Origin of the sequence: Streptomyces sp. NPDC020917, from assembly GCF_044333795.1 — a bacterium.
Lineage (GTDB): Bacteria > Actinomycetota > Actinomycetes > Streptomycetales > Streptomycetaceae > Actinacidiphila.
In genome coordinates, this window is sequence record NZ_JBIRRR010000010.1 from 217196 (window position 1) to 242999 (window position 25804).

Consider the following 25804-nt stretch of genomic DNA (forward strand, 5'->3'; position numbering starts at 1 on the left):
GCTACCGTCATGCTCACGTGAAGCAGCCCATCGCGCACGGCGCGTGAGGCGGGCGAGTGAAGACCCGGGCAACGTGCTCCGGGCCGACGGCCCGCAGGGAAGGGAGCAGACGCGGGCCGGGCGGCGGTACCGCATCCGGCGGCACCGCCCGCACCCCGGCCGCCACCCGCCCCCTCCGCACGGGAGAGACCCCCATGACGTCCACCACCGATTCCCGCGCCGGCGAGCGCGTCCCCGTCCTGATCGCTGGCGGCTCCCTGGTGGGGCTGTCCGCATCGCTGTTCCTCGGCCGCCTCGGTATCCGGCACACCCTCGTCGAGCGGCACGCCCGCACCTCGCACCACCCGCGCGGCCGCGGCAACAACGTCCGCACGATGGAGCTGTTCCGCACCGCCGGCGTCGAGTCCGCCATCCGGGAGGCCGCGTCCGTACTGGCCGGCAACCACGGCATCCTGCAGGCGCACACCCTGACGGGCGGCCCCCAGGAGTGGCTGTTCAAGCAGATCGACCCGGGTGGCCGGCTGTCCAGGATCAGCCCGTCCGGGTGGTGCCTGTGCAGCCAGAACGACCTGGAGCCGGTGCTGCTGGAGTGCGCCCGCGACCTCGGCGGCGACATCCGGTTCGGCACCGAGCTGATCTCCGCCGAGCAGGACTCCGACGGGGTGACGGCGGTCGTCAGGGACCGCGAGTCCGGCCGCGACACCACCGTGCGCGCCGACTACCTGATCGCCGCCGACGGCCCGCGCAGCCCGGTCCGCGAGCGGCTCGGCATCCCCATGACCGGTCCCGGCGACCTGTTCCACAACGTCAGCATCACCTTCCGGGCCGAACGGCTGGCCGAAGCGGTCGGCGACCAGCGGTTCATCGTCTGCTACCTGACCAACCCCGAGAGCCCGGGCGCGCTGCTGCCGGTGGACAACGAGCGGGACTGGGTCTTCCACGCGCCGTGGAAGCCCGACACTGGCGAGACCCTGGAGGACTTCACCGAAGAGCGGTGCGCCGACCTGATCCGCTCCGCCACCGGAGTGCCCGACCTGGAGGTGGAGGTCACCGGGAAGGCCCCCTGGCACGCCGCGGAGCGCACCGCCGCCCGGTACGGCCGCGGCCGGATCTTCCTGGCCGGCGACTCCGCCCACGAGATGTCGCCCACCGGCGCGTTCGGTTCCAACACCGGCATCCAGGACGCCCACAACCTGGCCTGGAAGCTGGCCGCGGTGCTGCACGGCTGGGCCGGCCCCGGGCTGCTGGAGTCCTACGACCTGGAGCGGCGGGCGGTCGCCCTGGCCACCGGCGCCCGCGCCTCCGCGCGGTCCGCGGAGCACAGCCACCCCGGCTACGACGTCGCCCCCAGCGGCGGCCCGCAGGCCGGGATGCTGGCCGTCGTGCTCGGCTACCGCTACCGCACGGGCGCGGTGGACGGCGCCGACGCCGACGCCCCGGTGATCCCCGAGGACTTCCGCCCGGTCACCGAACCCGGCGGCCGCGCACCGCACCTGTGGGTGCACCAGGGCGGCAGGCGGATGTCCACGCTCGATCTGTACGAGCGGGCGCCGGTCCTGCTCTGCGGCCCGGACGCGGGCGAGTGGTACCGGGCCGGGTTGCGGGTCGCCGAGCGCACCGGCGTCCCGCTGGAGTGCTACCGCATCGGCGAGGACCTGGTGCCCGAGGGCGGCGGCGACGAGGCGCCCGACTGGGCGCGGCTGCACGGCACCACCGACGAGGGCGCGGTGCTGGTCCGGCCCGACGGGTTCACCGCCTGGGTGGTCAAGGGCCCGGACGAGGACCACGAGCGGACCCTGGAAGCGGTGCTGGACCGGGTCTTCCGCCGCGGCTGACCCGGCCGGGCGACCGGAGCGGGGCCGTGCGCATGGCGCGCACGGCCCCGCTCCCGTACCGGTCGTCCCGCCTCAGCGGGTCACGACGTAGCGGCCCGCCATGCCGCGCATCATGTGGGCGGGCAGGTGGCAGTGGTACAGCCACTCGCCGGGGTTGTCCTCCCGGTACTCCACCGTCAGCGTCGTCGCGGGGCCGAGCACCTGCGAGTCCACCCAGCCGGCCGGGCTCTGCCAGCGGTGGCCGTGGATGTGGAAGACATGGAAGGAGTTGCCGAGCGTCCCGACCCGCCAGCGCACCCGCTCGCCGGCCTTCGCGGTGAAGGTGGGCGCGTTGTCGACGAAGGCGGCCCCGTTGCACAGCGACAGGTCGGCGCGCCCGGAGGCGTCGCCGGCCGACAGGTCGTGCATGAACAGCACGAACTCCCGGTCCACCTGCGGCGTTCCGGCGTCGGTGACCGCGATCATCCCGAACAGGCCCAGTTCCGCGCCGATCTCGCCCACCATGCCGCCGCCACCGCCGAACGACTGCGCGCCGTGCGCGTCGCCGCCCGCCCCGCTGCTCTGGGCCCCGTTCTGGCCGCCGCCCTGCGAGCCGCCCTTCGCACTTCCCTGCGAACTCCCCTGAGTGCCGCCGGACGTGGCGGGCCGCGGCGGGACCTGCGGCGCCGCGTGGTCGTGGTAGGGCCAACTCCCCACGGAACCGGGGGTGCACTGCCAGGTGTAGGTGTAACTCTCCCCGAACGCCACGGCCGTTCCCGCCTTCTTGGCGTCGTCGGCCATCCAACCCCCGTCGTTGTCGGGGGAGTAGCGCACGCCGTGCGGGTGCATGCTGTGCGGCCACTTGTAGTGCGCGTCGTTGTTGCGGAAGTGCACCTTGATCAGGTCGCCGACCTCGCCGCGCAGCACCGGCCCCGGGATGCCGCTGTTCGGCCCGATGCCGTACGGGCCGAGATCGGCCGGCAGCGGGCTGCCCCAGTTCGGGGTGTACGCGCGGAAGCCGATCGCCTGGTACGTCGTCTGGTCCGCGGTGTACGTCATGCCGGTCATGCCGTCGCGCCCGTTGGGCACCGCGTTGTGCGGGAACGAGTCGGCCTGGATCCAGTACTCGCGGACCCGCCCCGAGGTGACGAACCGGTCGAGGGCGAAGGGGTCGGCGTCCGAGGACGCAGCGGGGGCGGTGTGCTGGGCGGCGGCCGCCGCCTGGGGCGCGGTGGTCAGGCTCAGCGCCGCCAGGGCGCCGCCGCCGGTCAGTGCGCGCAGGACGGCCCGGCGGCCGTTGCCGGGGTGCGGTTCACGTGCCGGGGCCGAAGCCGGGTCCGAAGCCATGGTGTCCTCTCGGGGGGTGCAGACGTGGGGGTGCGGGGGCGGGGCGGGAGCCGCCGCCGGAGAACGGCGCGTGCCCGGACACGGGCTGCTCCCGCCCACCACACAGGTCACTACCCGGTGGCCGGTGCCGGTCGGCCCGGCCGTGCGGGTGACCCTTCCGCGGACCCCCGGGTTCCCCCGGGGTCGGCGGCCCGCTGACTGGCCGTCGTCAGCCGCACCCGTGAGCCGAGTTGGGGGCGCCTGACGGATCGACGGGCCGGCGACCTGACGGGGCGACGGGCCGCGCAGCTGACGGGTCGACGGGCGCCGCACCTGACGGATCGCCACCCGAAAAGCGGAGCGGGCCACCCTGGCGGCTCATCCCAGTGGCACGTCCGGGAAAAGCGACTGACGGTGATCAGGTCGTCACCTCGCTTTCCAGGGCCGGCATGAAGCCGACCGGCGTGCGTGCCGACGGAAGGAACCCCCTCCATGCGTACTGCTCGCTCCGTTCTGGCCGGTGCCGCGCTCTCCGCGTGCCTGGCCATCGCCGCGCCGGCCGCCCACGCCACGGGCGCCGTCAACGCCTACGACCCCAACAGCCACGGTGCCGGTTCGTCGTCCAGCTCCTCGTCCGACAGTTCCTCCTCGGACAGCTCCTCGTCCGACAGCAGCTCGTCGTCGAGCGACTCGCACGGCGACCACCACAAGGGCGACAAGGGCGACCACCGCCCGCACGGCGGCATGGACACCGGTGGCGGCGCCATGGCGCTGGGTGCCAAGGGCGCCTACGACCCCAACAGCCACCAGTCCAGCAACAACACCTCGAGCAACAACACCTCCAGCAACAACACCTCGAGCAACAACACCTCCAGCAGCAACTCGTCGACCAGCTCGTCCTCGGACAGCTCGTCCTCGGACAGCGCCTCGTCCGACAGCAGCTCCTCGGACAGCGCCTCGTCCGACAGCAGCTCCTCGGACAGCGCCTCGTCCGACAGCAGCTCCTCGGACAGCGCCTCGTCCGACAGCAGCTCGTCGTCGAGCGACTCGTACGGCGACCACCACAAGGGGGACAAGGGCGACAAGGGTGACAAGGGCGACCACCGCCCGCACGGCGGCATGAACACCGGTGGCGGCGCCATGGCGCGCGCCCTCGGCGCCTACGACCCGAACGGCGGCGGCTCCTCCGACTCCGGCTGGGGTCAGGGCGGCCAGGGCGGCCAGGGCGGCGGCTCCAGCTGGGGCCAGCAGCCGCACGGTGGCATGCACACCGGTGGCGGCGGCATGTCGCTGCAGACCGGCGGCGGCCTGGCGGCCGGCTCCGTGCTGCTCCTCGGCGGCCTCGGCGCCGGCGCGTTCGTGCTGCGCCGCCGCCGCGCCTCGGCCGGCGCCACGATGGCGGTCTGACCGGGCACCGGCAGGCAGCTGCACGCCTGAACGGCGTGGCCACCGTCCCTTCCGGCGGTGGCCACGCCCGTCCCGTTCCCGGCCCTGACGGTCCCGGGCCGCCCCGCACCACCCCGCACCACCCGATCCCGCCGCCCAGGCGGGCCGTCGAAAGGCAGTGCCTCATGGCAGAGCAGCACCCGCAGACCGGCGAGCCGGCGCCGGAAGCCGCACCCGTGCGCGACAGCGGGTCCCGCATCCTGCGCTGGGCCGCCGCCGCGGCGATCCTCGGCACCCTGCTGGTCTACAACTCCCTGAACCCGTCCGGGTCGGACACCGCCAACGGCGTCCCTGCGGTGCCGCCCGCCGCGGCCGCCCCGAGCACACCCGGCTCCGCGGGCGCGCCGTCGGCCGCGAGCACCACCGCCCCCGCGCTCACCCGTTCGGTGCCCACCCGGCTGTCGATCCCCTCCATCGGGGTGGACGCGGCCTTCGTCCCGCTGTCGCTCGGCGCCGACGGCACGCTGACGCCGCCGCCGATGAGCACGCCCAACGTCGTCGGCTACTACGCCGACGGGCCGACCCCGGGCGAGAAGGGCCCCGCGATCGTCGCCGGGCACGTTGACACCAAGACCGGGCCCGCGGTGTTCCTGCTGCTGTCCCTGGTCAAGCCGGGCGCGACCGCCTCGGTCACCCGCGCCGACGGCTCGACCGCCACCTTCAAGGTCGACACCGTGCAGACCTACTCCAAAGCCGAGTTCCCCGACCAGAAGGTCTACGGCGACACCCCGGACGCGCAGCTGCGGATCATCACCTGCGGCGGCACCTTCGACAAGACCAAGCAGGACTACAAGGACAACGTGGTGGTCTTCGCCCATCTCGCGTCGTCCAAGAGCTGAGTCTTATGGCGTCCCTTGGCCATCCTTAAGCCCGTCATAAGAACGCCGCCACCCGCTCCCGACAGGGCTTTTGCCCGATCCGTGAACGCTAGCGTGCTGCCCGCACCCGGCACCGACTCCCCGGGATCCCCCCAGTTCGAGGCAGGCAGCACATGGCAACCACTCACCGCCGCCGTCCCAGCCGCAAGGTCCAGCTGATCGGCGCCGTCACCGCCGCGGCCGCGATAGCCGGCGGGGCGTTCGCCCTCGCCGGCTCGGCCAGCGCCGCGACGATCGGCGCCGCCTACTCCAAGACCAGCGACTGGTCGACCGGCTACACGGGGCAGTACACCATCACCAACGCCACCAGCAGCCCGCTCGACGGCTGGACCCTGACGTTCGACCTGCCGGCCGGCACCACGATCAGCTCGCTGTGGAACGGCGACTACACCGTCTCCGGGCAGACCGTCACCGTGAAGCCGGCCGGCTGGAACGCCACCATCGCGCCCGGCGCGTCCGTCCAGGTCGGGTTCGTCACGGCCGGCGCGCACGCCGCCGACCCCGTGAACTGCCTGATCGACAACGTCACGTGCTCGGTCGACGACGGCCCCGCCCCGACGCCCAGCGGCCACCCGACCGGTACGGCGACGCCGACGCAGACCCCCACCACGGCCCCCACCCAGGCGCCGACCGGCACGCCCACCCCCACCGCGGCGCCGACCGCCACGCCGACCGCTCCCGCCGGCAGCGGCTCGTCCTCGACCGGCGGCTTCTCGCCCTACGTCGACACCTCGCTGTACCCGGCGTACGACCTCACCGGCGCGATGAAGGCCAACGGCGTCCAGCAGTTCAACCTCGCCTTCGTCGTCTCCGGCGGCGGCTGCACCCCGAAGTGGGGCGGCGTCACCGACCTGGGCAGCGACGCGGTGGCCGCGCAGATCGGCGCGGTCCGTGCGGCGGGCGGCGACGTCCGGGTCTCCTTCGGCGGCGCCAACGGCACCGAGCTGGCCGCCGCCTGCTCGTCCGCCGGCGACCTGGCGGCCGCGTACGGCAAGGTCGTCGACCAGTACAAGCTGACCAAGGTGGACTTCGACATCGAGGGCGCGGCACTCCCCGACACCGCGAGCAACACCCGCCGCGCGCAGGCCATCGCCCAGCTCCAGCGCGCCCACAGCGGCCTGGAGGTCTCCTACACGCTGCCCGCGATGCCCACCGGCCTCACCCAGGACGGCATCGACCTGCTGGCGAACGCCAAGGCCAACGGCGTGGACGTGCACGCCGTCAACATCATGGCGATGGACTACGGGGCGTCCTACACCGGCGACATGGGCCAGTACGCCATCGACGGCGCCACCGCCACGCAGGCCCAGGTCAAGAGCGTGCTCGGGCTGTCGGACGCGGCCGCCTGGCAGAAGATCGCGGTCACCCCGATGATCGGCGTCAACGACGTGAGCGCGGAGACGTTCACCGTCGCGGACGCCGCCAAGCTGGTGGTCTTCGCCCGGTCCCAGCACCTGGCCTGGCTGTCGATGTGGTCCGCGACCCGCGACAAGCAGTGCTCCGGCGGCGCGCAGAGCTGGGCCGACGCCAGCTGCAGCTCCCTCGTGCAGAGCCCCGGCGCCTTCTCCCAGGCGTTCGCCGGCTACACCGGCTGACGGCCGCCCGGCACACCCCCGCGGTCACTTCCCCCGTTCCTCTCCCACCCCCACGGGAGAGGAGCGAAAGGAGCGGTACGGCAGCACCCTCGAACTGCCGTACCGCTCCTTTTCCCGTCCCTTCAGGACTTCCCGTCCTCCTCCGGGACGTCCGGAAGGACGTTGTCGCGCGCCACCGCCGCATACCAGTGGGCGCTCTGCTTGGGGATCCGGCGCTGCGTGCCGAAGTCCACGTAGACCGCGCCGAACCGCTTGCTGTAGCCGTACGCCCACTCGAAGTTGTCGAGCAGGGACCACAGGAAGTAGCCGCGCACGTCGGCCCCGTCGCCCAGCGCCCGGTGCACCGCCGACAGGTGGCCGCGCAGGTAGGAGATCCGCTCCGGGTCGTTGATGGCGCCCTCGGGGGAGATGTAGTCGTCGTACGCGGCGCCGTTCTCGGTGACCATCATCGGCAGCCCCGGGTGCTCCCGGTGGATGCGCATCAGCAGGTCGTACAGGCCGCTGGCGTCCACCGCCCAGCGCATCGCGGTGGTCTCGCCCGGGGGCAGGTGGAACGCCACGTGCTCGGAGCCCGGCCACGGCGAGTGGTCGCTGGCGCCGTGCCCGTCGTTGCGCGGGACCGCGGGCCCCTCGCGGTGCGCGGTGCCGTCCGAGACCAGCGTCGGGGTGTAGTAGTTGATGCCCAGCAGGTCGATCGGGCGGGAGATCTCGGCCAGGTCGCCGTCCCTGACCAGCTTGTTCCAGTCGACCAGGTGACCGGTGTCGGCCAGCAGGTCCTCCGGGTAGGCGCCGTCCAGCATCGGGCCCAGCCAGACCCGGTTGCCGACCGCGTCGATGCGGCGGGCGGCGTCCAGGTCGGCCGGCGAGTCGGTGAGCGGCCGGACCTGGTGGAGGTTGAGGGTGACGGAGGTCTGCGCGGTCGACGGCAGCAGCGCGCGCAGCGCCGCGATGCCCCGGCCGTGCGCCAGGTTGAGGTGGTGCACCGCCTTCAGCGCGGACTCGGGCTCGGTGCGGCCGGGCGCGTGCACGCCGGAGCCGTAGCCCAGATAGGCCGAGCACCAGGGCTCGTTGAGCGTCGTCCAGTACGGCACCCGGTCGCCGATCGCGCCCGCCATGATCTCGGCGTACTCCGCGAACCGCTCGGGGGTGTCGCGGACGGTCCAGCCGCCCACGTCCTCCAGGTCCTGCGGCAGGTCCCAGTGGTACAGGGTGGCGACCGGCGTGATGCCCTTCTCCAGCAGCTCGTCGACCAGCTGCCGGTAGAAGTCCAGACCGCGCTGCACCGCGGGGCCGCGGCCGGTGGGCTGCACCCGGGACCACGACACGGAGAAGCGGTAGGCGCCCAGGTTGAGGTCCGCCATCAGCGCGACGTCGTCGCGGAAGCGGTGGTAGTGGTCGGCCGCGATGTCACCCGTGTCCCCGTTGTGGACGCGGCCGGGCGTGTGACTGAAGGTGTCCCAGATCGAAGGGGTGCGGCCGTCCTCGGCCGCGGCGCCCTCGATCTGGTAGGCGGCGGTGGCCGCCCCCCAGACGAAGCCGGGGGGGAATCGATACGAGGCCGGGCTCTGCGAGAGCTCGGCACTCTCGGAACGGACAGCTGTCATGCGGGGACTCCACGGGAATCAGGGGGTCGTCGGAGTGAGGGGGGAGTGCGGGCGCGGCGGGCAGGCGGGGGCCGGCGGCCGGCGCCGCAGGGGCTGCGGGCAGCGGACGGGTGGCAGTCGGGCGGCGCCGCGGGCGGGCCGCCGGGGACGGGGTCGGGGGATCAGCTCTTCACGGCGCCCGCGGTGATACCGCCGACGATCTGCTTGCCGAGCAGCGCGAAGACCGCCAGCAGCGGGACCGTGGCGACCAGCGCCGCGGTCACCACCACCGCGTGGTCGATCTGGTGGTTGCCGGAGCCGACACCCTCCAACGCGACCTGGACGGTGGGGTTCTGCTGGCTCAGCGCGATGAACGGCCAGAAGAAGTCGTTCCAGGACTGGACGAACACCAGCATGCCGAGCACGGCCATGGCCGGCCGGGCGACCGGGAACACCACGTGCCAGATGATCCGCAGGCTGTGCGCGCCGTCCACCCGGGCCGCCTCGATCAGTTCGATCGGCAGCGCCTCGGACAGGAACTGGCGCATGAAGAACACGCCGAACGCGGCGACGAGCGACGGCAGGATGACCGACTGCAGATGGCCGACCCAGCCGACGTTGGTGATGATCTGGTACAGCGGGATCACGGTCAGCTGCGGCGGCACGGTCATGGTGGCGACCACCAGCGTCAGCAGCGCGTTGCGGCCGCGGAACTCCAGCTTGGCGAAGGCGAATCCGGCCAGCGTCGCGAACAGCACCGTGCTCAGCGCCACCGTGCCGGCCACGATCGTGGAGTTGACCAGGGCCTGGGTCATGTCGACCTGGTCCCAGACGATCTTCAGGTTCTCGATCAGGTGGCTGCCCGGCAGCAGCGGCGTGGGCGGCGAGATGATGTCGTGGTCGGTGTGCGAGGCCGCGACCACCGTCCAGTACAGCGGGAACAGCGAGACCGCGGTGGCCAGGATGAGGATGGCGTAGGCGAACGGGCCGCCGTGCTGCTGCCCGCCGGCCCCGCCGGCCTTGATCCGCCTGCGGGTGCGCCGCTGCGGGGGCGCGGAGTGGCGGGCGCCGGGGGCCCGGGTGGCTTCGGTCAGTTGAGCCATGGTCAGCCCCCGATCTTCTTGCGGTTGGAGCGCGCGATCAGCAGGTTGATCGCGCCGATGACGAGCAGGATGAGCAGCATCACCCACGCCACCGCGGACGCCTGGCCCAGCTCACCGGTGTTCCAGCCCTTGTCGTACATGTACAGGCTCAGCGTCTGGTACTGGTGGTCGGTGCCGCCGGTCACGCCGACGCCGCCGCCGTAGATCAGCGGTTCACCGAACAGCTGGGTGGCGCCGATGGTGGAGACGATGATGGTGAAGAAGATCGTCGGCCGGATCGACGGGATGGTCACGCTGATGAACTGCCGCCAGCGCGAGGCGCCGTCGAGCGCCGCCGCCTCGTAGAGGTCGGCCGGCACGGCCTGCATCGCGGCCAGGTAGATCAGCGCGTTGTAGCCGGTCCAGCGCCAGGTGACGATCGCCGAGATGGCGATCTGCGCGGGCCACTTGGACGACTGCCAGTTGGTGTTCCCCAGGCCCACGTGGCCCAGGACCTGGTTGATCATCCCGTAGTCGGGGTTGAAGAGCACCACGAACACCAGCGAGGCCGCGGCGATCGAGGTGGCGTACGGCGCGAGGATCGCGACGCGGAAGAAACTGCGGCCCCGCAGCCGGTAGTTGAGCAGATGGGCCAGGCCCAGAGCCATCAGCAGCTGCGGGACCGTGGAGATCACCGCGAGGGTGAAGGTGTTCCGCAGCGCCTTCCAGAAGAACTGGCTGTGCCACAGCTGCGTGTAGTTGTCGAAGCCTACCCACTTCGCGTGCGTGCCCAGCTGCACCTCGTTGAGCGAGAGCCAGCCGGTGTAGATCAGCGGGAAGAGGCCGAAGGCCGCGAAGATGAGGAAGAAGGGGGCGATGTACGCGTACGGCGACGCCTTGGTGTCCAACCGGTAGAGCTTGGAGCGCCAGCCGTCGGTACGCCTCGGTCCGGCGTTGACGGGGGAGGAGCCGGGGGCGGACCGGGACGACGGCGGGCTGCCGTCGGACGTCGCCCTGACGGAGGTGGCCACGAGGGCGTCCTTTCCGTAGGGGTTCGGTGCGGGCGGACGGCGGGGGACCGTCCGTGGCGCGGCCGCCCGCCCGCGGGAGTTCGGGCGGGCGGGCGGCCGCGCGGGCCGCCCGGCAGGTGGGAGTCACTGCCGGGCGGTCCGGACCTGGCAGGCCGCTATTCCTGGACCTTGTCCTTGATCGCGGACTGGATGTTGGACCACGCCTTGTCCTTCGACGTGCCTCTCTGCTCCATGTCCATGATCCCGTTCTTGGTGATGATGTCCTTCACCGTGCCGTCCCACGGGCCGATCGGGGCCGGGGTGATGTTCTTGGCGGCGGCGGAGAAGATCTTCCCGATCGGGGTGCCGGGGAAGTAGTCGTTCGTCAGGTTCTGCACGGCAGGGTCGTCCAGGGCCTTCATCGTCGACGGGATGTTGCCGAACTTCTGGAAGACCTTGATCTGCTGCTCGGGCGCGGTCAGCCACTGGGCGAGCGCGGTGGCCTCGGCCACGTGCTTGCCCGACTTGGGCACCGCCAGGAACGAACCGCCCCAGTTGCCGACCTGCGGCGGCTGGGCGACGTCCCACTTGCCCTTGAGCGCCGGGCCGGAGTTGGACGCGACCAGGCCGACCATCCAGCTCGGGCAGGTGACGGTGGCGAACTTGCCGCTCTTGAACGCGGCCGACCAGGCGTTCTGCGGGTCCAGCTGCTGGAAGCCCGCGGTGATCCCGGCCTGCACGGCCTCGGAGGCGACGTTCCAGGCGGTCTTGACGCCGGTGCTGCTGTCGTAGATCAGCTTGCCGTCGGCGTCGGAGTACTGCGTCTGCTGGGACGCCAGGACGGCGTTGAACAGGCCGCTGCCGGAGTCGGAGAACTTCACGCCCTTGGGCGCCTTGGCCTGGAACTGCTTGCCCAGGTCCACGAACTTCTGCCAGTCACCGGACCAGGCCTGGGCCAGGGTGTCGCGGTCGCTGGGCAGGCCGGCCTGCTGGAACAGGTCCTTGCGGTAGCAGATCGCGGTCGGGCCCGCGTCCGTGCCGACGCCGATGACCTTGCCGTCGGAGGTGGTGGCCTGCTTCTCCTTGTACGGCAGCCAGGCGCTGGCGTCGAAGCCCGACACCTTGCTGAAGTCGACGAACTTGTTGGCCATCGCCGGCTGGATCGCCTGCGCGATGTAGCCGACCTCGATGGCGTGGATGTCGTCCAGTCCGCTGTTCTGGGACAGGTGGAGCTTCAGCGCGTTCCAGTCGACCTGGGCGTCGGAGACGTTGTCCTGGACGACGGTGATGTTCGGGTGCAGCTGGTGGTACTCGTCGTACAACTTGGCGCCGGTCTTGCTGTCGTAGCCGAAGTCGCCGAACGTGTCGATGTGCAGCGTGATCTTCTCGTTGGAAGAGGCGGTGGACCCCCCCTTGCCGCCATCGTCCTTGCTGTTGCTGCTGCAGCCGGTGATCAGGGTCGCGCAGGTCGCGAGACCCGCGACCGCGATGACGGCGGCCTTGCGGGTTCTGCCGGAAGTGCGCATTCCACTCTCCTTGTCAGGGTGGGTCAGCGTGCGGGTGGTGCGGTCCCCGGGAAGGTGCTCGGATCGGGCCCGTTGCGAAGGGGCGTGTGGGAGCGCTCCCACGTAGGCTTTCCGGAACATTCACGCCTCGGAGGGGTCAGTGTCAAGATGTGAAGTCCATTTCGTTGCCGGAACGTGTCCGGGGCGGGCCGGGCGTTACTTCTTGAACGAACCCGGGCGAACCCCGGGCGACGTGATCTGCCTGGGGCTTGTACGGTGGGAGCGCTCTCACCGCCGGCAGCGCGGGAGGCGGAGTCGCAGGGCGGCGGGAGCCCGCTCCCCGGCGCTCCCCAGGTCGTAAGGTGGCGCGCAGCGGGAAGGCAGCGGGAGGCGGAAGTGGCCATGAACGGGCGGCACAGCGGACGGCCCACCCTCGAGGAGGTGGCCGTGCGCGCCGGGGTGGGGCGAGGCACCGTCTCGCGCGTCATCAACGGCTCACCCAGGGTGAGTGATCGTGCCAAGGCCGCGGTCGAGGCGGCGATCGCCGAGCTGGGCTACGTGCCGAACCGCGCGGCGCGGGCGCTGGCCGGAAACCGCACCGACGCGATTGCGCTGGTCATCCCCGAACCCGAGACCAGGCTGTTCGCCGAGCCGTACTTCTCGGACATCATCCGCGGGATCGGCGCCGAACTCGCCGACACCGACATGCAGTTGCTGCTCACCCTGATCCGCACGCCCAAGGAGCGGTCGCGCTTCGCGCAGTACCTCGCCGCGCACCGGGTGGACGGCGTCCTGCTGGTCTCCGTCCACGAGGACGACCCGCTGCCCGACCTGCTGGAGCAGCTGGAGATGCCCGCGGTCCTCAACGGCCGCCGCAGCGACCTGGAGTCGGTGTCGTACGTCGACGCGGACAACGTCGGCGGCGCCCGCGCGGCCGTCGCCCATCTGCTCGCCCGCGGCCGCCGCCAGGTCGCCACCATCACCGGCCCCACCGACATGTACGTGGCCCGCTGCCGGCTCGACGGCTACCGGCAGGCGGTCGAGGCGGCCGGCCTCGGCGCCGACGACGAGCTGGTGGCCGGCGGCGACTTCACCGAGGAGGGCGGCCGCCGGGCGATGCGCGAGCTGCTGGCCCGCCGCCCCGGGATCGACGGCGTGTTCGCCGCCTCCGACCTGATGGCCGCCGGCGCCCGCGCGGTGCTGCGCGAGGAGGGCCGCCGGGTGCCCGACGACGTCGCCCTCGTCGGCTTCGAGGACTCCGCGATCGCCCGCCACATGGACCCGGCGCTCACCAGCGTCCGCCAGCCGACCGAGGAGATGGGCCGCACCATGGCCCGCGTCCTGCTGGAGGAGATCGCCGAACGCGCCTCGGTGCGGCGGCACGTGGTGCTCGCCACCGAACTGGTCCAGCGCGACTCGGTCTGACCGCCCGGCGCCGCCAGGCCCGCCGGCACCCCCTCCCACGGGCTCCGCGGCCCCCCGCGCGGGGCCCTGCGCTCCGGGGGCGGCCGCGGGGCGGCCTAGGGTGGGCGGCATGGGTGATGAGGCGCGGGTGCCGCGCGGGGTGGTACTGGCCGAGACACTGCTGGACTTCGGTGTGCCGTACGCCGAGGTGGACGGCGTGCTCGCGGCCGCGGAACGGGTCGCGGGGGACCGGACGGCGAGCGGCCTGCTGGCCGACGCCGTCGGGGAGTTCACCCGGGACATGGGCGCGGTCGGCGGCGGACCGGACGGCGGTCCGCGGCTCGGCCCCGACCTGGAGGCGTACGCGGCGCGGGCCGGCGACGTCGCGGGCCCGTGGTTCGCGCTGCTGGTGCTGGCCGCGACCCGCCCGCACACGGCCGCGTACCACCGCGCCCTGGACGTGCCGGAGGAGGTCACCCGCAGGACGCTCGCCGACGTCGGCCGGCACATGGCGGTCCACCAGCGCCGCCGGGGCACGCCCGGCCTCACCAACACCCCATGGCTGTCACGGCACTTCCGCGGCATCCTGTTCCAGCTGGGCCGGCTGCAGTTCGAGCGGACCCGGCTCGGCGGCAAGACCGGCCGGGCGCTCGCGGAGGCCGGGGTCGCGGAGGGTCCCGGCGCGCCCGTCCTCGCCGTGCACATCCCGGCCTTCACCGGACCCCTCGACGCGCAGGCCTGCGACGCCTCGTTCGACCGGGCCCGCGCGTTCTTCGCGCGGCACTTCCCCGACGCCGGGTACGCCGTCGCCACCTGCCACTCGTGGCTGCTGGACCCGCAGTTGGGCGAGTACCTCGCCCCGGACTCGCGCATCATGGCGTTCCAGCGCCGGTTCACGCCCGCCTGGACCGCCACGGACGCGGACGACGCGACGACGATCGGATTCGTCTTCGGCGATCCGGACGTCGACCCCGGCGCCCTGACCGCGCGCACGTCGGTGCAGCGGATGGTGCTCGGCCACCTGGCCGCCGGGCGCCACTGGCACGGCGGCAACGGCTGGCTGCCCCTGGCGCCCGCGCCGGCCGCCGCGTCCCCGTCACCCGCCGCCCCGGCCGAGCCGGCGGAATCCGGCGCCGCCGACCCGTCTCAGCGCAGCCGCTGGTAGACCGAGCCGTCCCGGGTGCGGCCGAGGAAGCCCTCCTCGATCAGGTAGCGCCGCAGCGCCGAGGTGTCCTCGTGCACGGTGGCGAGCGCCTCGTTGACCTCGCGCTCGGTGTAGACGCGGCCGCCGGTGAAGAGCGTGGCCGCGAGGTAGCCGAGCAGCTGGACGCGGCGGGCGGGGCGGCGCGGGATGGCGGTCAGTCGCCCGCGGGAGAACAGGTCGGTCACGCCGTGGGCTGCTCGCCGGTCATCGTCGTCGGTGGTCATCGGGCCACCCTGCCCCCGGCCCGCGGACGGCGGCAAACGCATTTCCGCGGCCCGGGCGGCCCCTGCGGCCGCCGGCCCCGCGCATGGCGACGGCCGCCGGGCCGGGGACCTGTGCGGTCCCGCGTCCCGGCGGCCGGTGGGGGGAAGGGAGATGGCTCAGGGGTGCCGCGGCGGGCTCACCAGCCGACCGCGACCTCCATCCACTGCGGGTTCTGCATCGAGGTGTACGCGGCCTGGCCGGCCACGTCGTCGTACGGGAAGCCGTACGCGAGGTGGTCGATGGCGTGGTCGTGCCAGAACTTGGCGTACCAGTTGGCCGGGTCGCCCGAGTAGAACTTCGTCGGGTCCTGCTGCTGGTCGCTGGGGAGCGTCGCGGTGTGGCGGTTGAGGGCCGCGCACATCGAGGGGTTCCCCGCCAGGCTGCCGGCGCAGCCGAAGATGTTCGAGGTGGGCTCGTTCACGCCCACCGAGTTGGCGTAGGACGTGAAGTAGTCGGCGTTCGCACCGCCGGCGCGGAAGCTCGGGTCGCTGCCGGGCGCGATGATGCGGTACGGCGCCTGGGTCTGCGCCAGCACCTTGAACTGCTGCGGCACGGCGTTCTGGAACTCCTGGAACACCTGGTCGCGACCGGTGGTGAACAGGTCCTGGCTGTCGCCGAGCTGGATGTCCTGGCCGGAGTGCGAGTGCAGCCGGACGGCCAGCGGCAGGCCCCACGCGTCGACCCGGGTGGTGTTGCCGTTGAAGACGTCCGGGCCGATCGTGAACTCGATGAAGTCGTAGTACTGGCTCGCCGGCGAACCGAGGTAGAAGTACATCCGGCCCGAGGAGTTGGCGGGCATGTCGAAGTACGGCTGGTCGGCGATGGAGTGCGTCTGGCCGTTGAAGCTCCAGTACACCTGGCTGTCCGGGTACTGGCCGTTCGTCCGGTTGAGGATCGCGATCTCCATCACGTTCTTCGCCGCCGGGATCTGGCTGGTGTCGCCCCAGAAGGAGTCCGGCGGCCCGGTGGTGGGGGGCGTGGTCGGCGGGGTGGTGGTCCCGGCCGGCACGTGCACCCCGAACTCCCACAGCGAGTAGCCGTACGCGGTGGCGCGGGCGGTGCCGTAGACCCGCACGTAGCGGCCGGTGCCGGAGACCGTCAGGTTCTGCACGCCGCCGGTGCCGGCGGTCGTGGAGTAGGCGTCGGTCCAGGCGGTGCCGTTGTCGGAGACCTGGATCTTGAAGGAAGTGGCGTATGCCGCCTCCCAGTTGAGCGTCACGCCGCAGACCGGCACGGAGGCCCCGAGGTCGACCTGGAGCCACTGCGGGTCGCTGAAGGCGCTTGACCAGCGGGTGCCGGTGTCGCCGTCGACCGCGGCCGAGGCCGGGGTGCCCGCGTTCTCCGTGGACGACGCGGTCGCGGGCCTGCCCAGCGCCGCGTTGTCGGTGCCGCAGGCGGACTGGGTGGGGCCGGTGCCGCCGTAGACCTGGAACTCCCAGAGGGAGTAGCCGTACGCGGTGGCGCGCGCGGTGCCGTAGAAGCGGACGTAGCGCCCGGAACCGTTTACGGCGAGGTTCTGCACGCCGCCGGTGCCGGTCGTCGTGGAGTAGGCGTCGGTCCAGGCGGTGCCGTTGTCGGAGACCTGGATCTTGAAGGAAGTGGCGTATGCCGCCTCCCAGTTCAGCGTCACCTGGGAGATGGACTGGGTCGAGCCGAGGTCGACCTGGAGCCACTGCGGGTCGCTGAAGGCGCTGGACCAGCGGGTGCCGGTGTCGCCGTCGACCGCGGCGGACGCCGGGGTGCCGGCGTTCTCCGTGGACGAGGCGGTGGCCGGCTTGCCCTGGGAGAGCAGGGTCCCGGCCGCGCCGGCCGGGGACTGGGTGGTGACGGTGAGCGCGATGCCGGCCAGCAGCGCGCAGAGCAGACCGAGGATGAGATACGGCCGGGACCTGTCGTGTCCGCCGCGCCCGCCGTACCGCCGGCGCACCACCGGGGACGTGCTGCCTGACATGGAGTACTCCTCAACCGGGTGGGGGTCCGTGATGGAGGCCAGGAGAGCCGTGTGAGAGCGCTCTCTGGCGAGGTGATGTCTACTAGCGCCGCCCAGTCCCGTCAATAAGTTGTTCCATACTGGCCGGTTGAACCCTCGATCGTTTCGAGTCCCGAACGGGCGTGCCCCGGCCGCCGGTTCGCCGCCCCGGCCGGCCTTCCCCGCGCGATGCCCCCTCGGGCAGCGCGAAGGGGCGGCCCCGTGCACGCCATCCATGCACGGGACCGCCCCGGTCCCGGTGCGCCCGGCAGCGAGCCGGGCGCCGCTCACGTCAGCTCAGCGACGCGAGGTGGTTCTTGAAGCCGATCCCGTAGTTGGTCGGCGTTCCGTTCCAGTCCGACACCAGCGACGGCCCGGAGCTGCAGTCCCAGTTGTTCCAGGTCCAGCCCAGGTAGCCCAGCTGGTGCGTGTCGAGCCAGTTCATGAAGCTGTCGATGAAGCCGTGCGCGCAGTCGTTCTCACCGATCTCGGTGGCCACCAGCGGCACCTTCGCGGCGACCGGGGCCAGTTGCGAGTCCCAGCAGGACGACGACGAACACGTGTTGAAGTTGTAGACGTGCACGACCGCTCCCAGGTTCCCTGTCGGGTCGGTCGGTTCGTGGGCGAGCCATCCGGTCAGGTCGTTGGAGTACGCCAGCCCGCCGAGCAGGATGACGTTCTGCGCTCCGGTGCCGCGTACCGCGTCCACCATGCTCTGCATACCCGCTACCTGGTAACCGATACCTGGGCAGGTGCCGCCGTCGCGCCAGCAGGTCCACGCCTGGTCGGTGGTCGAGGTCGCCCGGTCCGGGTAGGGCTCGTTGAACATCTCGAAGACGACCGAGGTGTCGTTCTTGAAGGTGTCCGCCACGCTCGCCCAGAACGGGAGGGCGTACTGCGCGTCCGGCATCGGCTTCTGGCAGGTGGCGTTGACGTCCGAGCAGCCGGCCGAGTTGCCGGTGTACAGGCCGTGCGTCCAGTGCAGTTCGATGATCGGCGTGATGCCGTGCGCCACCAGCCGGTTGACCCAGTCGGTGACCGCGGCGATGTAGTTCGCGCCGCCGTCGGCCGCCGGTACGTACGACAGGCCCTCCCAGCAGTCCTCGTTGAGCGGGACGCGGACCGCGGTGACGCCCTTCCAGCTCTGGATCGCGTCGATCGCGGTGTCGTCGACCGGGCCGTTGAAGATGCCGTTGCCCTGGGCGCAGGCGAACTCGGTGCCCGACCGGTTGACGCCGTGCAGGGTCACCTGCTTGCCGGTGGAGTCCACCAGCTTGTTGCCGGACACGTGCAGCTTGGGCGGCGCGCTGTCGCCGCCGCCGGGCGGGGTGGTCGGGGGTGTCGTCGGCGGTGTGGTGGGCGGCGTGGTCGGCGGGGTGGTGCCGTCCACGTTGCAGGTGGTGCCGTTGAGCGTGAAGGCGGTGGGGGCCGGGTTGCTGCCCGACCAGCTGCCGAGGAAGCCGGCGCTGATGCTGGCGCCGGTCCCCAGCGTCCCGTTGTAGGACATGGAGGCGACGGACACCGTCGCCCCCGACTGCGTCCAGGTGCCGTTCCAGCCCTGGGTCACCTTCTGGCCGCCGGGGAAGTCGAAGGTCAGGTTCCAACTGGACGTGGGAGCCGCGTTGTTGGTGATGACAACGTTGCCCTGAAAGCCCGAATCCCACTGGTTGGTCACCGAGTACTCGACCGCGCAGGCGGGCGAGGCACCGGACGCGGTGGCGCCGAGTGCGGGGAGCAGTGCGGCCGCGGCCGCAGCAGTGGTCACCGCGGCCGTGCTGAACACCGCGGTGCGCGTGGGTCGTCGCATGTGCGACTCCTCGTTGATGTGGGGGGATCGAGAGGTCGTGTGCGTGAAGAAGTGGACGCGCTCCCACTGGTCCGCCGCAGACCCTAGCGTCCCGTCGGCGCGCTCGGTAGGGGGCCTGTGCCATCGGTTCGACTCCCGAAGGCGCCGAACGCGGGGGAGCACCCGGTGAAGGGTGGGATCGGGGTGTGCGGACACGTCGTGAACATGCGGTTGGGGCCCAGCTCTTGACAGTCTTTCGTCCCGCCTCGATTGTGGGAGCGCTCCCACTGGTTCAGTACTGCCTTTCTGGCATCCCCCCACCGAGAACCGCGAGGAGGACCTCTCGCATGCCCAGAGGAAGACCGTTCAGGAAGCGGCTGCGACGGCTGGCGACCGCGTTCGCGGCGGCCCTCGCCGTACCGCTGGCCATGACGGCCGCCGGCGGAGGGCCGGTCGCGCACGCGGCCACCCTGCAGTGCAGCGTCGACTACTCGACGAACGACTGGGGTTCGGGCTTCACCGCCACTGCCAAGATCACCAACCTCGGCAGCTCGGCGATCGACGGCTGGACCCTGACCTACGCCTACACCGGCAACCAGACGCTGCAGAGCGGCTGGAACGGCACCTGGTCGCAGTCCGGGAAGAACGTCACGGTCGTGGCGCCCGACTACGCCAAGTCCATCCCGGCCAACGGCAACGTGTCGACCAGCGCCAACTTCAACTACAGCGGCACCAACGCGGCGCCGACCGGCTTCGCGGTCAACGGCACGGTGTGCGGCGGCGCCCACCAGCCGCCGCTGCCGGTGCTGACCAGCCCGGCGGCCGGCGCCACCTACACCGCGGGCGCCACCATCCCGCTGGCCGCGACCGCGGTGGCCGCGGACAGCGCGACGATCACCAAGGTGGAGTTCTACAGCGACACCACGCTGCTGGGGACCGACACCACCTCGCCGTACACCCTCGACTGGTCGGCCGTCCCAGCGGGCGACTACTCGGTGTACGCCAAGGCGTACGACAGCCTCGGCGCGTCCGGCGAGTCCACCCCGGTCGGCGTGCACGTGGCCGCCGGGCCGTCCGTCGTCGCCTCGCCCACCCAGGTCTCGGTCCAGCAGGGCAAGACCGGCACCTTCGGGGTGAAGCTGTCCAGCGCGCCGTCGTCCAACGTGACGGTGGCGGTGGCCCGCACCTCCGGCACCACCGGGCTGAGCGTGCAGTCCGGCGCGAGCCTGACCTTCACGCCGGGCAACTGGAGCACCGCGCAGAACGTCACGGTGGCGGCCGACGCGTCCGGCACCGGCACGGCGACCTTCGCGGCCACCGCGACCGGTTACGCCGAGGCCGACGTCACGGTCACCGAGATCGGCGCGACCAGCGACTACAACGCGCGGTTCCTGTCGCTGTACGGGAAGATCACCGACCCGGCGAGCGGTTACTTCTCACCGGACGGCATCCCGTACCACTCGGTCGAGACGCTGATGGTCGAGGCGCCGGACTACGGCCACGAGACGACCTCCGAGGCGTACTCGTACATGATCTGGCTTCAGGCCATGTACGGCGAGGTCACCCAGGACTGGAGCAAGTTCAACGCCGCCTGGGGGACCATGGAGAAGTACATGATCCCGCAGCACGCCGACCAGCCGACGAACGCGTCCTACAACGCGAACTCGCCGGCCACCTACGCCCCTGAGCACCCGCTGCCCTCGGACTACCCGTCCCAGCTCGACAGCAGCGTCAAGGTGGGCGTGGACCCGATCGCCGGTGAGCTGAAGTCCGCCTACGGCACCGACGACATCTACGGCATGCACTGGCTGGAGGACGTGGACAACGTCTACGGCTACGGCGACACGCCGGGCGGCGGCTGCGAGCTGGGCCCGACGGCCAAGGGCCCGTCGTACATCAACACCTTCCAGCGCGGTGCGCAGGAGTCGGTGTGGGAGACGGTGCCGCAGCCGACCTGCGACGCCTTCAAGTACGGCGGCAAGAACGGCTACCTGGACCTGTTCACCGGCGACTCCAACTACGCCCAGCAGTGGAAGTACACGGACGCGCCGGACGCCGACGCGCGGGCGATCCAGGCCGCCTACTGGGCGGACACCTGGGCCAAGGCGCAGGGCAAGAGCGCGGACGTGGCGACCACCGTCGCCAAGGCCGGCAAGATGGGCGACTACCTGCGGTACTCCTTCTTCGACAAGTACTTCAAGAAGATCGGGAACTGCACCAGTCCGACCACGTGCGCGGCCGGCACCGGCAAGGACAGCGAGCACTACCTGCTGTCCTGGTACTACGCCTGGGGCGGCTCGTCCGGCTCCGGCGGCGGCTGGGCCTGGCGCATCGGCGACGGCGCGTCGCACTTCGGCTACCAGAACCCGCTGGCCGCCTACGCCCTGACCACCGACGCGGCCATGGCGCCCAAGTCGGCCACCGGCAAGGCGGACTGGACGACCAGCCTCAGCCGGCAGCTGGAGTTCTACCGCTGGCTGCAGTCCAGCGGGGGCGCCATCGCCGGTGGCGCCACCAACAGCTGGAACGGCGCCTACGAGCAGCCCCCGGCCGGCACGCCCACCTTCTACGGGATGGCGTACGACTGGGAGCCCGTCTACCACGACCCGCCGTCGAACCAGTGGTTCGGCATGCAGGCCTGGTCGATGGAGCGCGTCGCCGAGTACTACCAGCAGACCGGCAACACCACGGCGAAGGCCATCCTCGACAAGTGGGTGACCTGGGCCATGTCGCAGACCACCATCAACGCGGACGGCACCTTCAAGATCCCGTCCGACCTCCAGTGGTCCGGCCAGCCGGACACCTGGAACGCGTCCAGCCCGGGCTCCAACGCCGGTCTGCACGTGACGGTGTCCGCCTACGGCAACGACCTCGGCGTCACGGCGGCCTACGCCAAGACGCTGGCGTACTACGCCGCCAAGTCGGGCAGCACCGCGGCCAGGACCATGGCCAAGCAGCTGCTGGACGGCATGTGGAACAACTACCAGGACCCGCTGGGCATCGCGACCCCGGAGACCAGGACCGACTACAGCCGGTTCAACGACCCGGTGTACGTCCCGTCCGGCTGGACCGGGACGATGCCCAACGGCGACAAGATCGACAGCAACTCGACCTTCATCGAGCTGCGGTCCTTCTACAAGAACGACCCCAACTGGTCGAAGGTGCAGGCGTACCTGAACGGAGGTGCGGCCCCGTCCTTCACCTACCACCGCTTCTGGGCCCAGGCGGACATCGCCATGGCCATGGGAGCGTACGCGCTGCTGTTCAACGCGTGACGGCCCGGCCGGGCGGCCCGCGCGCCGCCCGGCCGGCACGCGTACGACCGGCGGCCACCGGCCCCCGGGAACGCGGAGCGGCGGGACGATGACCCGGGCGGCCCTGCCAGCCGTCCGGCCCGCCGCCCCCCACCCCGGGACCCGCAGGCCCGCCCCCGCGGAGAGTGCGGAGGGCGGGCCCGCGGTGTGTCGTCGGGGCTGTCGTCGGGGCTGTCGTCGGGGCTGGCCGAGGGGCGGTCCCGGGGCCGTCCGGGGCGGCGTCCCGCGGTGCCCGCTCGCTACGGACGCGGGGCCGGGCGGCGGTTCCAGGTGGGGAACCAGAGGTCGTCGGCCTCGGACGGGGGAGTGCGGCGGGCGACGAGGTGGTCGCGGAGCGCGGCCAGGCCCGGGTGCGGGTTGTCGTCGCGCCAGATCAGCGACATCGGGTAGACCGGCGCCGGGCCGCGCACCGGGATGCGGCGCAGGTCGTAGCTGTCCGGCCACAGATACCGCGAGCCCTCGCCGACCAGCGTCGCCAGGTCCGCGGAGCCGGCGATCTCGGCGAGCAGCGCCTCGTTCCCGAAGAGCGGCCCCACCGCGTCGATCGTGACGCCGAAGGTCGCGGTGAACTCGGCGTAGTAGTCGGTCACTTCGCCGCGCCCGTCCAGTCCCGGCATCCGGATCCGGTGCCCGGCGAGCCGCTCCGGCGCCACGGCGCGGGCACCGGCGAGCGGGTGGCGCGGTCCGACGAGCAGCTCGTGCGGCTCGTCGACCACCCGTGCGGTGCCGATCGCCTCCGGCAGGTGCTGCCGTGGCGGCACCGCGTGGAACGTCGCGTCGACCGTGCCGGCCGCCACGGCGGCGACCGCGCCCTCGACGTCGGTGTCCAGCGTCACCACGTCCAGCTCGATCTCCGGGTGCAGCCGGTAGAAGTCCTGGACGAGCCAGGCCGTTGTGATCCGCCGGTTGACCACGTCCACGCGCAGCGCCCGGCGGCCCGGCCGGACGGACGCGTCGGCCCGCTCCGCCACCCGCAGGAGTTCGTGGGCGTGCGGCAGGAACGCCTGGCCGTCGACGGTCAGCCGGGTGCCGCGGGCGGTCCGGGTGAACAGCCGTACGTCCAGTTCCTTCTCCAGCGCGGCGACCCGCTTGGAGACGGCCTGCTGGGTGACCGACAGGCCCGCCGCGGCCTCCTGGAACTGGCCCGCCTCCGCGACGGCGACGAAGGTGCGTACGGCTTCGAGGTCCACGCCGACCCACCTTAGTGAACAACCGGCGGTTGTGAATCGCGGGCCGGGCGGTTGTTTGACCTGCGGCGTCGCCGCTCGGTTAGCTCTCACCGGTCGACGCCGTCCTCCCCGGGGCGAGGGCGGATCGACGGCAGATCGAGGACGGATCGAGGGCGAGGGGGCGCGCTGCGCATGGTGGCCAGGAGACGGTTGGGCCGGTCGTTCGGCTGGCTGTGGGCGGCGTACGCGGTGAGCGCGTACGGGTCGGGTCTCGGGTTCGGGGCCCTCCCGCTGATCGCCGTGCTGGCGCTGCACGCCGGCCCCGCCCAGGTGTCCGCGCTGTCCGCGGTGGGGCCCGCGGTCGGGGCGCTGATCGCGGTGCCCCTCGCGCCGTGGGTGGAGTTCCGGCGCAAGCGGCCGATGATGGTCGCGATGGACCTGACCCGGTTCGCCGTCATGGCGATGGTCCCGGTCTGCTACGCCCTCGGCGCGCTGACCTTCGCGCAGCTGATCGCGACCTCGGCGCTGGTCGCCGCGGCCAAGATCGCCTTCAACGCGGCCAGCGGCGCCTACCTGAAGTCCCTGGTCCGGCCGGACGACCTGCTGGTGGCCAACTCCCGCTTCGAGTCCACGAACTGGAGCTCCATCGCGGTCGGGCCGCCGCTGGGCGGGGCGGCGATCGGCCTGTTCGGCCCGGTCACCACGGTCGTGGCGGACGCGGCCAGCTATCTGCTCTCCGCGCTGGGGATCAGCGCGATCCGGGAGCGGGAGGAGGCGCCGGTGCGGGACGCCGAGCGGGCGGGCGGCGGTTCGGCGCGCGGCGGCGGCACGTTGAGGGGTGGTGCGCTGCTCGACGGCTGGCGCCACATCGCGGGGCACCCCGGACTGCGGGGCCTCTACCTCAACAACATGCTCGTCGGCGGTCTGATCATGGCCACCGAGCCGCTGCTGGCCGTGCTGCTGCTCCGCCAACTCGGCTTCCCGCCCTGGCAGTACGGCCTGGCGTTCGCCGCCCCCTGCCTCGGCGGGCTGGTCGGCTCACGGCTGGCCCGCCGGGTCGTCGCCCGCTACGGCCAGGACGCGGTGTTCCGCACGGTCGGCACGCTGCGCGCCGTCTGGCTGATCGGCCTGGCGTTCGTCCGGCCCGGGGTGGTCGGCCTCGTCACGGTCATCGCCGTCGAGCTGGCGATCATCGTCAACATGAGCCTGTACACGCCGGTGCTGGCCACCTACCGGCTGGAGCACACGCCCCAGCACCTGGTCGCCCGCACGCTGGCGGCGTGGTCCATCGGTCAGCAGGCGGCCATCGCCGTCCTCACCGCGCTCGCCGGCCTGCTCGCCGACGCCACCAGCCCGCGCACCGCCCTCACGGCCGTCGGCCTCCTCATCCTCACCACCCCCCTCCTCCTGCCCCGGCGCCCCGCGACGCAGAGCCCCCCGGCCCCCCTCAGCCGCCCCCGCACCGGCTCGCCGGTCACCTCGACCGACCTCCAGGAGTAGTCCGGCACCTCCTCCGGTCGGCCGGGACCGGGTGCACGTCGATCTGCAGCGGGACCGGGCTCACGGCGGTGACCAGCCCGGGCCCGAGCTGCCGCTCGCCCGGCCGCGGACGTGCAAAGGGGCGCCCAGCCACGTTTCCGCGGCCGGGCGCCCCTGCGAGGTGGGGTGAGTGACGGGACTCGAACCCGCGACATCCTGGACCACAACCAGGTGCTCTACCAGCTGAGCTACACCCACCATCAGCGGCGCTGTCCCTGCCGGGGTGGCGCCGCCTGGAAAAGTGTACAGGGTGGCGAGGGGTGGTCGCGCCCCTGTTATGCGGGGGTGTCCGGGGTGGCGCCGGCGTCCGTCGCGGCAGGCACGACGTGCTTCGCGGCGATCGCCCGGGCGGTGTCGGTGTCCGGGCCGGGAGCGGGGACGAACACCGCCTCGCGGTAGTACCGCAGCTCGGCGATCGACTCGCGGATGTCGGCCAGCGCCCGGTGGTTGCCGTTCTTCTCGGGGCTGTTGAAGTAGGCCCGCGGGTACCAGCGGCGGGCCAGCTCCTTGACCGACGAGACGTCGACGATCCGGTAGTGCAGGTGCTGCTCGAGCGTCGGCATGTCCCGGGCGAGGAAGCCGCGGTCGGTGGAGACCGAGTTCCCGCACAGCGGTGCCTTGCGCGGCTCCGTGACGTGCTCGCGCACGTAGTCCAGGACGATCTTCTCCGCCTCGGCCATGCTGACGCCCTCGGCCAGCTCGTCCAGCAGCCCGGACGTGGTGTGCATCTGCCGGACGATCTCCGGCATCGACTCCAGCGACTCGGCGGGCGGGCGGATGACGATGTCCACCCCCTCGCCGAGGATGTTCAGCTCGGAGTCGGTGACGAGGGCGGCCACCTCGATGAGCGCGTCATGCGCCAGCGACAGCCCCGTCATCTCACAGTCGATCCACACCATCCGGTCGTTCATGTGTC

General features: G+C 72.1%; 18 protein-coding genes and 1 tRNA gene. 8 read left to right on the top strand and 11 right to left on the bottom strand.

The annotated features are described in order from the left end of the window. Positions 1-194 precede the first annotated feature (194 nt). Positions 195-1835: an FAD-dependent oxidoreductase gene (locus tag ACH4TG_RS22820; RefSeq protein WP_398244266.1), complete on the top strand. Its 1641-nt coding sequence runs from the start codon at positions 195-197 to the stop codon at positions 1833-1835. Between the two features lie 72 nt (positions 1836-1907). Here the strand turns inward: ACH4TG_RS22820 and ACH4TG_RS22825 are convergent, their stop codons facing one another. Further along, positions 1908-3161 carry a multicopper oxidase domain-containing protein gene (locus ACH4TG_RS22825; protein WP_398244268.1) on the bottom strand — a complete coding sequence of 418 codons (1254 nt, stop codon included), beginning with the start codon at positions 3159-3161 and terminating at the stop codon, positions 1908-1910. Between the two features lie 471 nt (positions 3162-3632). On the opposite strand from ACH4TG_RS22825, the gene ACH4TG_RS22830 reads away from it, so the two are divergent. The 3 genes from ACH4TG_RS22830 (at position 3633) to ACH4TG_RS22840 (ending at position 7059) form a co-directional block, all read left to right on the top strand. Then, positions 3633-4547 carry a hypothetical protein gene (locus ACH4TG_RS22830; RefSeq protein ID WP_398244269.1) on the top strand — a complete coding sequence of 305 codons (915 nt, stop codon included), beginning with the start codon at positions 3633-3635 and terminating at the stop codon, positions 4545-4547. Positions 4548-4711: 164 nt separating this feature from the next. Continuing rightward, a complete protein-coding gene (locus ACH4TG_RS22835) occupies positions 4712-5425 on the top strand; it encodes a class F sortase (protein WP_398244270.1) in 714 nt (237 codons plus the stop codon). A gap of 152 nt (positions 5426-5577) precedes the next feature. Next, on the top strand, positions 5578-7059 hold the full coding sequence (locus tag ACH4TG_RS22840) for a cellulose binding domain-containing protein (protein WP_398244271.1): 1482 nt from the start codon (positions 5578-5580) through the stop codon (positions 7057-7059). A gap of 122 nt (positions 7060-7181) precedes the next feature. On the opposite strand, the gene ACH4TG_RS22845 is transcribed toward ACH4TG_RS22840, so the two are convergent. From ACH4TG_RS22845 to ACH4TG_RS22860, 4 genes are all read right to left on the bottom strand, one after another. Beyond that, positions 7182-8663: a GH1 family beta-glucosidase gene (locus ACH4TG_RS22845; RefSeq protein WP_398244272.1), complete on the bottom strand. Its 1482-nt coding sequence runs from the start codon at positions 8661-8663 to the stop codon at positions 7182-7184. A 161-nt stretch (positions 8664-8824) separates the two neighbouring features. Then, on the bottom strand, positions 8825-9745 hold the full coding sequence (locus ACH4TG_RS22850; RefSeq protein WP_398244273.1) for a carbohydrate ABC transporter permease: 921 nt from the start codon (positions 9743-9745) through the stop codon (positions 8825-8827). Positions 9746-9747: 2 nt separating this feature from the next. Continuing rightward, positions 9748-10755: a carbohydrate ABC transporter permease gene (locus ACH4TG_RS22855; protein WP_398244274.1), complete on the bottom strand. Its 1008-nt coding sequence runs from the start codon at positions 10753-10755 to the stop codon at positions 9748-9750. 155 nt (positions 10756-10910) lie between these two features. Then, entirely contained in the window at positions 10911-12260 is a 1350-nt protein-coding gene (locus ACH4TG_RS22860; protein WP_398244275.1) for an ABC transporter substrate-binding protein, read from the bottom strand. Positions 12261-12641: 381 nt separating this feature from the next. Here ACH4TG_RS22860 and ACH4TG_RS22865 point away from each other — a divergent pair, with 381 nt between their 5' ends. After that, positions 12642-13664, top strand: a complete 1023-nt coding sequence (locus ACH4TG_RS22865) for a LacI family DNA-binding transcriptional regulator (RefSeq protein WP_398244276.1) — start codon at positions 12642-12644, stop codon at positions 13662-13664. Between the two features lie 109 nt (positions 13665-13773). Then, complete coding sequence (locus ACH4TG_RS22870; RefSeq protein WP_398244277.1) at positions 13774-14808, top strand: acyltransferase domain-containing protein; 1035 nt, start codon at positions 13774-13776, stop codon at positions 14806-14808. Here the strand turns inward: ACH4TG_RS22870 and ACH4TG_RS22875 are convergent. From ACH4TG_RS22875 to ACH4TG_RS22885, 3 genes are all read right to left on the bottom strand, one after another. Continuing rightward, positions 14790-15071: a DUF2087 domain-containing protein gene (locus ACH4TG_RS22875; RefSeq protein WP_398244278.1), complete on the bottom strand. Its 282-nt coding sequence runs from the start codon at positions 15069-15071 to the stop codon at positions 14790-14792. The two genes, ACH4TG_RS22870 and ACH4TG_RS22875, sit on opposite strands and share 19 nt — an antisense overlap. A 176-nt stretch (positions 15072-15247) precedes the next feature. After that, the gene (locus tag ACH4TG_RS22880) at positions 15248-17062 is read right to left on the bottom strand and encodes a discoidin domain-containing protein (RefSeq protein ID WP_398244279.1); all 1815 of its coding nucleotides are present in this window, start codon (positions 17060-17062) and stop codon (positions 15248-15250) included. 310 nt (positions 17063-17372) lie between these two features. Beyond that, the gene (locus ACH4TG_RS22885; RefSeq protein ID WP_398244280.1) at positions 17373-18887 is read right to left on the bottom strand and encodes a cellulose binding domain-containing protein; all 1515 of its coding nucleotides are present in this window, start codon (positions 18885-18887) and stop codon (positions 17373-17375) included. 326 nt (positions 18888-19213) lie between these two features. On the opposite strand from ACH4TG_RS22885, the gene ACH4TG_RS22890 reads away from it, so the two are divergent. Then, positions 19214-22141, top strand: coding sequence for a glycoside hydrolase family 48 protein (locus tag ACH4TG_RS22890; protein WP_398244281.1), 2928 nt, complete (start codon positions 19214-19216; stop codon positions 22139-22141). A 278-nt stretch (positions 22142-22419) separates the two neighbouring features. Here ACH4TG_RS22890 and ACH4TG_RS22895 read toward each other — a convergent pair whose 3' ends face one another. Continuing rightward, positions 22420-23370, bottom strand: coding sequence for a LysR family transcriptional regulator (locus ACH4TG_RS22895; protein WP_398244282.1), 951 nt, complete (start codon positions 23368-23370; stop codon positions 22420-22422). 171 nt (positions 23371-23541) lie between these two features. On the opposite strand from ACH4TG_RS22895, the gene ACH4TG_RS22900 reads away from it, so the two are divergent. After that, positions 23542-24849, top strand: a complete 1308-nt coding sequence (locus tag ACH4TG_RS22900) for an MFS transporter (protein ID WP_398244283.1) — start codon at positions 23542-23544, stop codon at positions 24847-24849. 161 nt (positions 24850-25010) lie between these two features. Here the strand turns inward: ACH4TG_RS22900 and ACH4TG_RS22905 are convergent. Both ACH4TG_RS22905 and orn read right to left on the bottom strand, forming a co-directional pair. Continuing rightward, positions 25011-25086: transfer RNA gene (locus ACH4TG_RS22905), tRNA-His, on the bottom strand. A 77-nt stretch (positions 25087-25163) separates the two neighbouring features. Further along, positions 25164-25799: an oligoribonuclease gene (gene orn / locus ACH4TG_RS22910; RefSeq protein WP_398244284.1), complete on the bottom strand. Its 636-nt coding sequence runs from the start codon at positions 25797-25799 to the stop codon at positions 25164-25166. Between the last annotated feature and the right edge of the window lie 5 nt (positions 25800-25804).

Bases quoted from the DNA above. Each gene is read 5' to 3' on its own strand.
- ACH4TG_RS22820 (WP_398244266.1), top strand. From the start codon at position 195: ATGACGTCCACCACCGATTCCCGCGCCGGCGAGCGCGTCCCCGTCCTG.
- ACH4TG_RS22890 (WP_398244281.1), top strand. From the start codon at position 19,214: ATGCCCAGAGGAAGACCGTTCAGGAAGCGGCTGCGACGGCTGGCGACC.
- ACH4TG_RS22860 (WP_398244275.1), bottom strand. From the start codon at position 12,260: ATGCGCACTTCCGGCAGAACCCGCAAGGCCGCCGTCATCGCGGTCGCG.
- ACH4TG_RS22880 (WP_398244279.1), bottom strand. From the start codon at position 17,062: ATGTCAGGCAGCACGTCCCCGGTGGTGCGCCGGCGGTACGGCGGGCGC.
- ACH4TG_RS22835 (WP_398244270.1), top strand. From the start codon at position 4,712: ATGGCAGAGCAGCACCCGCAGACCGGCGAGCCGGCGCCGGAAGCCGCA.
- ACH4TG_RS22875 (WP_398244278.1), bottom strand. From the start codon at position 15,071: ATGACCACCGACGACGATGACCGGCGAGCAGCCCACGGCGTGACCGAC.
- ACH4TG_RS22900 (WP_398244283.1), top strand. From the start codon at position 23,542: ATGGTGGCCAGGAGACGGTTGGGCCGGTCGTTCGGCTGGCTGTGGGCG.
- ACH4TG_RS22850 (WP_398244273.1), bottom strand. From the start codon at position 9,745: ATGGCTCAACTGACCGAAGCCACCCGGGCCCCCGGCGCCCGCCACTCC.
- orn (WP_398244284.1), bottom strand. From the start codon at position 25,799: ATGAACGACCGGATGGTGTGGATCGACTGTGAGATGACGGGGCTGTCG.
- ACH4TG_RS22830 (WP_398244269.1), top strand. From the start codon at position 3,633: ATGCGTACTGCTCGCTCCGTTCTGGCCGGTGCCGCGCTCTCCGCGTGC.
- ACH4TG_RS22865 (WP_398244276.1), top strand. From the start codon at position 12,642: ATGAACGGGCGGCACAGCGGACGGCCCACCCTCGAGGAGGTGGCCGTG.
- ACH4TG_RS22845 (WP_398244272.1), bottom strand. From the start codon at position 8,663: ATGACAGCTGTCCGTTCCGAGAGTGCCGAGCTCTCGCAGAGCCCGGCC.
- ACH4TG_RS22885 (WP_398244280.1), bottom strand. From the start codon at position 18,887: ATGCGACGACCCACGCGCACCGCGGTGTTCAGCACGGCCGCGGTGACC.
- ACH4TG_RS22825 (WP_398244268.1), bottom strand. From the start codon at position 3,161: ATGGCTTCGGACCCGGCTTCGGCCCCGGCACGTGAACCGCACCCCGGC.
- ACH4TG_RS22840 (WP_398244271.1), top strand. From the start codon at position 5,578: ATGGCAACCACTCACCGCCGCCGTCCCAGCCGCAAGGTCCAGCTGATC.
- ACH4TG_RS22870 (WP_398244277.1), top strand. From the start codon at position 13,774: ATGGGTGATGAGGCGCGGGTGCCGCGCGGGGTGGTACTGGCCGAGACA.